Origin of the sequence: Halomonas sp. 3A7M (assembly GCF_014897875.1) — a bacterium.
Classification (GTDB): domain Bacteria; phylum Pseudomonadota; class Gammaproteobacteria; order Pseudomonadales; family Halomonadaceae; genus Vreelandella.
On sequence record NZ_JABUZD010000133.1, the window covers coordinates 1 to 5079 of the forward strand.

Annotated in this window: 6 protein-coding genes; all 6 read right to left on the minus strand. The window is 52.4% G+C overall.

What is annotated here, in order from left to right; all coding sequences use genetic code 11:
* Window positions 1–189: 189 nt before the first annotated feature.
* Window positions 190–957 (minus strand): hypothetical protein, encoded by a 768-nt coding sequence (locus INT19_RS11865; protein WP_193060886.1) that lies wholly within the window; start codon window positions 955–957, stop codon window positions 190–192.
* Window positions 954–1592 carry a hypothetical protein gene (locus INT19_RS11870; protein WP_193060887.1) on the minus strand — a complete coding sequence of 213 codons (639 nt, stop codon included), beginning with the start codon at window positions 1590–1592 and terminating at the stop codon, window positions 954–956. The genes INT19_RS11865 and INT19_RS11870 overlap by 4 nt, the downstream gene beginning before the upstream one ends.
* The gene (locus tag INT19_RS11875) at window positions 1579–2283 is read right to left on the minus strand and encodes a TrfB-related DNA-binding protein (RefSeq protein ID WP_193060888.1); all 705 of its coding nucleotides are present in this window, start codon (window positions 2281–2283) and stop codon (window positions 1579–1581) included. Before INT19_RS11875 ends, INT19_RS11870 begins: the two co-directional genes overlap by 14 nt.
* Window positions 2284–2337: 54 nt before the next feature.
* On the minus strand, window positions 2338–2760 hold the full coding sequence (locus tag INT19_RS11880) for a hypothetical protein (protein ID WP_193060889.1): 423 nt from the start codon (window positions 2758–2760) through the stop codon (window positions 2338–2340).
* A gap of 67 nt (window positions 2761–2827) precedes the next feature.
* A complete protein-coding gene (locus INT19_RS11885; protein ID WP_193060890.1) occupies window positions 2828–4441 on the minus strand; it encodes a DNA sulfur modification protein DndB in 1614 nt (537 codons plus the stop codon).
* 162 nt (window positions 4442–4603) lie between these two features.
* The gene (locus INT19_RS11890) at window positions 4604–4915 is read right to left on the minus strand and encodes a hypothetical protein (protein WP_193060891.1); all 312 of its coding nucleotides are present in this window, start codon (window positions 4913–4915) and stop codon (window positions 4604–4606) included.
* Window positions 4916–5079: the final 164 nt, after the last annotated feature.

The window sequence follows — 5079 nt, forward strand, 5'->3', positions numbered from 1 at the left end:
CCGCCGCGCCTTATCACCCTCATGACAAACACGGGGTTGACCTTAGCCCTGGGGCGTCGTCCAGCAAGCGCGGCAGCCGTCTCCTACGCCATTTTCCGGGGTTGAGTTGGGTTTTGTGGCGGGGAAAGTCATGCGCAGGTTAGAGGGCAGAGGAGGGCGCTTCCATGCGCCCAGGTAGGGAAACAAGCTTTACTGGTTCAGGGCTTTGGCAACAACAGCTTCCGCGGTATCAAAGGGGCACCCTTCAAAGTGGTCTTTATGGTTTCTGACATATGCGGAATGACTCGCCATAATAAACCCCTCAGCCCAGTCGTGTTTATCCTGCTCGTCCTCATACGGGCAGTTAGTGAAGCAGCCTAAGAAGTCGTTAAACCCATGCTTGACCACTTCATTCCTATGCTCAATTGTTCGATACTCGATTAGATCCAATGCCTCATGTAGAGCGATTGATTCTGCCAGGCTTGAAGGCCACTTTCGGTCAATCGTAGTTCGCAACGTTTTGATCGCATTGCCCCTATCGGCCTCCTGGACACTAATGCCATTAGCAGCAGATAGCACAACCGAATCAGGCGGGGCGTTATGAAAAATACGCTTGAGCTGAGCAATGGATATCGTCCTATCATCTTCTAGGCGGTCATAAACGATTCCCTTTAGGCTGTCAGACAAGTAATCAGCTTTCAGTAGCTGGCCCGTCCCTGTGGCACTTAGACCAGTAGAAGACAACAGCAAAAGAGTTATCACCGCGAATACATTAAAGGCCCACCACGCCGCTGGCACCTGCGAGTTATCCAGATAGAAAACATCAAACAGAGCCACCACGACGCCGAAGAAAGTCAGTGCTCCCGCGACCCTCCTGATAGCCTTATCCTTCTTTAACACCTCCTCTAGCCCAATATCTTGCACAAAAAGATCCCACGCATTTTGATTGTTCATCCTTACCCCATTGATTGGCTTCATTCCACCTCTCCTTGCTGCGCTTCTTTCGTGGCTAAGCGCTCAAGGAGCGCGCTGATTTTATCCCGTTCGGCGGGCACTTCTTCTCCGGTATCAGGATCGAAAACAACGTGGTCAGCTTCTACATATCGCAAGCGTAGATAAACCGTTTTTTTAATCTCAAATAACGCGCCTTCTCGATCAAACCTGGCATTTGCCTCTTTGCTGCGTTCGCCTGAAAAAAAGAGCACGTAGATAGCAGAACACACAATGAGCAAGGGGCCGATTACGTACCCTACGAACTTGGCCATATCTGCGAATGAACCCTCTACATTTTCTAGCACCGGATTTGAGACTGAGCCACTCATCGGGATCGAAGTCACAACCTGCGACCCAACCGACGTAACTATCGCAGCGAAAATAAGAGCAAAGGCCGGCGCGTAGATATACCACCAGTTAAAGCTCGGCTTATCTGGCCCTTTCAGCTCTTTTGCGCGAATGCTTTGATCGGTCTTTGTACCACTCATACCACCTACAAACAGCCCAATGCCGCCAGTGCCAAAGCCGATGCCGCCGCCGCTGCCGCTCCATTTTCCGTGCGTTGTTTCTTTAGCGACGATGGCCGCCAGTGACACACCTTCTGATTTATTCCGCGTCATGATAAATCCCCTTAATTTCACTCGTTTTGATAGCTCTTTTTTCCGTTTCCACACGCTTTTTAAAGCGCTCGGCAATTCGTGACGGTAGCAGTACGTCTACACGCCTCCAGGTGGAGGGAACCCCTTCCGCTGCGGCCAACACTCGATCAACGATGGCCGATACACGGGGGCTCGTTAACTCACACGCCTTAGCGGTCTCTGCCACCGACTCGCCCTTCACAAAAACCCGGTAGGCCACGTCGATAGTGGAGGGCTGAAGCCGCCTGGGCAGCTTCTTTTTAACGACTTCAAACTCGGCAACAGTCATTCTCTCACGCCGCTCTGGGCGGCGAGACTGCTCAACATTGGCAGTGCTGTCTCTACCCAGTTTTTGAACCGGTAAGCTATGCGCTTTCGCAGCCGCCCTAATTTCTTTTGCTAACACTGGCGAAGCGAAGAATGCGACTCGCTCCCAGACCTCATCTTGCATCTGGCCAGTGGGCAATGAGCGCACCATGAAAGCGCGAACCCTAGACACAACCGCCTGGCCATTTTGATAAGTAACGCCCTTTTCTTTCGCGGCCTCCTGGATCGTTAGACCATCCACCAACACACGCCTGGCCATATTGATGTTCTCGGCCTTCATCCGGCGCGGCAGCTGTATCGCATTATCGTCAAACTGCTGCGCAGTAATACGCTTATCTCTTTTCATAAGCTCTAGCCTCAGATCAGAAATAGCCCCATTTCCATGGGGCCAATACGGATATTATTTAGGGAAAAAATCACTATCCATAACGTGAAGGCACGGCACGATCCAGCCCCCCGTAGCCGCGCATACTATGTGGCAACTGCCATCGTCTTCATGGCCCGTTACCGTCCACTCACTGCCTGCTGGCGTTATACGCTCTTCGCCATGCTCATCGTCGTCTAGCTCATCTTTACGGCTAATAACGACCGTGCCGATGGGATAACGCGCTTGCTGCTGCATGACCTTTGCGGCGCTGAGAATTTCCTGTTCGTAAAACAAAAACTGTTTATTCATGGTGCCCACGCGAAGGGGCACCGGTAACGTCACCCCGCGCAGGGGCTTTCGTTCGGTTACCGCTTCGGCCAGCTCGTTGATGTTCACTCCCAGCGATTCCGCCGCGCCTTTAATACCGATCATTTCGCCTTGTAAATCTGCTTTCATGTTGAATACCTGCCGCTTATATCGGGTGTCGGCGCCGTGGGCCTTTAGGTGGCCCACGGCGGATGGCTTACTGGCTGTTAGCGTTAGCTTGAAAGCGCTCTTCGGCTTCGCCAATGTCGCGGGGTAGGGCAAGACCTGCCAGCTCGAAAAAGACAACGCTGGTTAACTTCATGCCGTCCGCCGTGCGCTGCATCTTGCCCAGCGATACGCACCGGCCCTGCCACATAGCAGCGCTCTTCAAAGCATGGATGCCTTGCAGCTTGTCAAAGCCCGACCACTTCAATTCGTCCAGGCGTAAGCCTATCGGCGTGCCGTTATTCAATACCGCATGATTAGTAAAGGTCGCCAGCGCATCGAGCCACACGGTATGGCCAATGACATAATCTTGACGCACCGCCTTGGCGGAAATGCTCGACTCCATCATGGCCCGCCATTCGGGGATGGTCTGGGAACACTGGTCAAAGAAGGCTTTTACAAACTCGCCGCAACGGGCCAGCTCTTCGGGGTAGGGGGGCGATTTCATGCTGACACCCACCAGGGTCGCTATCGCTTTTTTAAAGCCAACCAGTGACCATAGTTTGTGGCTGCCCGCGCTCACGGTCGCATTTTCAAAATCAATACGACTTTTCACCTGGGGCATTTCGTCCAGCAAGCTCACGATCCAGGCGTTGAACGGGTCGCGCTTGTTGTACAGCGCATTAATCGCGCTTGAGGGCTTCACCTGCTTGGCGTTTATGTCGCTGAAAATCTGCTGCGAGCGCTCTAGCCCCTCATCAAAAAAGATGGTGACGGCTATCGTTTCGTGGCTGAGGCGGGCGCGCTCTGCAAGGGCCAGTTCAATGCCTCGGCGGCGGTGCTGTCCATCGTTAATCAACAACGTGGCCGTCATGGGAATATTAAGCATACCCAAACGGTCGCTAGAGCCGCTTACGGCCATGGCGTCAAAGCGCATTTCCTTGGATACGGTCGCGGTGAGGGCGGGAAGCACATAGCTGGTTTCATTACCTAGCACGTATTGGCTAATTTCGCGGGCGCGCTTCTCGCTGAGGCTTCGCTGGGCCCGTAGCTCTGGCGGTACGCTTTCTTCTTCATCGAATACAAACAGCTTCACCAGCACACCGTAGGGGATTTGGGCCATGTAAAACTCTTTGCCTGCCTGCACTCCGCGCACAGCGGGGAAGCTGTAGGTATGCTCCTGTGCGGCCTGTGTCAGCTCTTCGCCTACGGCGTGTATGCGTGCCATCCGCCCGGCTTGAGCCTGACGCTCTTCGACTTGTCTATCTAGCGCTGCACGGGCTTTGTCGCCGTACTTGCCCACCAGGTCTTCGTAAGTTAATTCTAGGGCTGCTAAATGGCTAGAATAGCGCTGCTTACGTTGATCGGTGACTTGCAGGCCGTTCTCCCACAATCCACAAAGCAAGTTAATCGCTTCTAACTCGCGCTCCTGCTCTTGGGCCAACGCCAACTCTTCTGGGTAGGTTTCGCCCTTGGTCAGTTTGAGAGAGGTTTCAATGATCGTAAAACCGTTAAGCGAAGAGGACTGCTTGTTTAATTTGTCCTTTCTACTGCGCGCCGTCTCGGGGCTTGTATGGCTTGAGACAACTTCTGCAGGTTTGAAAAAATCCGTCTTGTCAGAACGCTTAATCATGTTATCGCAAGCGCTTAATACGTAATGGGGCATGGTCTTAACTCCTACCAAGTAAGTGACTGGCACGGTTGCCGCCGTGTAGTTCCAGTGTCGGCCTCCCGACACAGCTAGTATCTCAAATTCGCATCATTATTGCAATGCAATTTAATAGATTAATTATCAATAAAGTGTCTGCTTAAATAGCCTCTATGCGTATCACTCGTAAGCATACGGGCCTTGGGTAGTGTATCCAGCTAAAAAGTCCGTGGTGTTCATTTCGGGACGCAATGCCTGCACCGTCTCCATAGCTGCAACGCGGTCGGCGCTCTCCCAGCGCGTGCCGTCCACCTTTTCAACTACATGCTGCTCACTCGCCAAGAACTCTTCGCGGGTCATCGCCCTGGACATCAGGGCCACAATGAAATAAACACGACCGTTATCCGCATAGTCGTCTATAAAAATAGCTAGATCCTGAGCGGCTTTTAACTTCTCGATAGATTTTACAGAAATACCCATATGCTCACTCATGTGCCTACTCCTACCGCTTATGCGTTGAGGGGGTGCTGATACGCTTGCTTCGACCCTAATAGTATCGATCATATCGCCAAATATGTCAACTGTTTATCATACTATTAATGCATTTTTTCAGTAGTGGGTAGCCACAACCGGTGGCCGATGTTGACCAAAACGGG